The sequence below is a fragment of the Litchfieldella anticariensis FP35 = DSM 16096 genome (genome assembly GCF_000409775.1).
Classification (GTDB): domain Bacteria; phylum Pseudomonadota; class Gammaproteobacteria; order Pseudomonadales; family Halomonadaceae; genus Litchfieldella; species Litchfieldella anticariensis.
The window spans coordinates 1-740 of record NZ_KE332390.1 but is presented as its reverse complement, the minus strand read 5'-3'; the positions used below and the strand labels follow the sequence as shown (position 1 = coordinate 740).

At 59.7% G+C, this 740-nt stretch carries 2 protein-coding genes; one reads left to right on the top strand and one right to left on the bottom strand.

The window, feature by feature from the left end; genetic code table 11:
* The coding region (locus L861_RS25035) for an LLC1 domain-containing protein (protein WP_211235509.1) at nucleotides 1–211 on the top strand (211 nt) is incomplete at its 5' end.
* Here the strand turns inward: L861_RS25035 and L861_RS12530 are convergent.
* The coding region (locus tag L861_RS12530; RefSeq protein ID WP_016415838.1) for a transposase at nucleotides 186–740 on the bottom strand (555 nt) is incomplete at its 5' end. The two genes, L861_RS25035 and L861_RS12530, sit on opposite strands and share 26 nt — an antisense overlap.

The following is a 740-nucleotide window of genomic DNA, read 5'->3' as shown; positions in this document are numbered from 1 at the left end:
CAGACTGCTGACGAACCCCGCATTTTTTGCGGGGTTTGTGTTTCTACGCTCGCGTTCTTTGCTCGCGACGGAAGGGAGCGCTACAACACGATTTATCTCTCGAGAGGCAGAAAATGGCGCTCTCAAGCGAGTATGGGGCTTCCTGAAGGTGTCGCTGGAAGGAAAATTCGACGACCGGGCCCCTCTCAGGCCGCCAAGGCCATTTTCTTGAGGTTCTGCGCTGCCGCACAGAGCAAGGCCTGCTCTCGCATTCCAGCGATTCCCCGCATGCGAGCATAGCGGTACCCATGGAGTTGCTTGGCATCTGCGAAGCTGCGCTCCACCGTCTCCTTGCGGCGCTCGTAAATTCGTTTGCCTACCGGCTCCAGCCGGCGGCTCCCCACCCGCTCCTTGGCGTCTTCCCAGACGTGGCGAGTCACCGTCTTGCGGTAGTGTTGATTGCGTGTGCAAGTCGCTAGGCGTGGGCACTCCCGGCACCAGACCGGGTCCGAGTGGTAATGACGATAGCCTTCCCGGTTGGTAGTCGCATAACGCAGCGTCTGGCCTTCTGGACAGCGGTAACCGTCCTGATCGGCGTCATACACGAAGAGGCGTTTCGGCATCATGCCTTTCGGCTTGCTGGGCCGACAATAACCGATCACACCGTAAAGTTGGCGCTTCTCCAACCCTTGGCAAATCGCGGCGGTAAAGTAACCGGCGTCCAGCCCAACGGCGGCCACATCGAATCCAAAGCGTCGGCG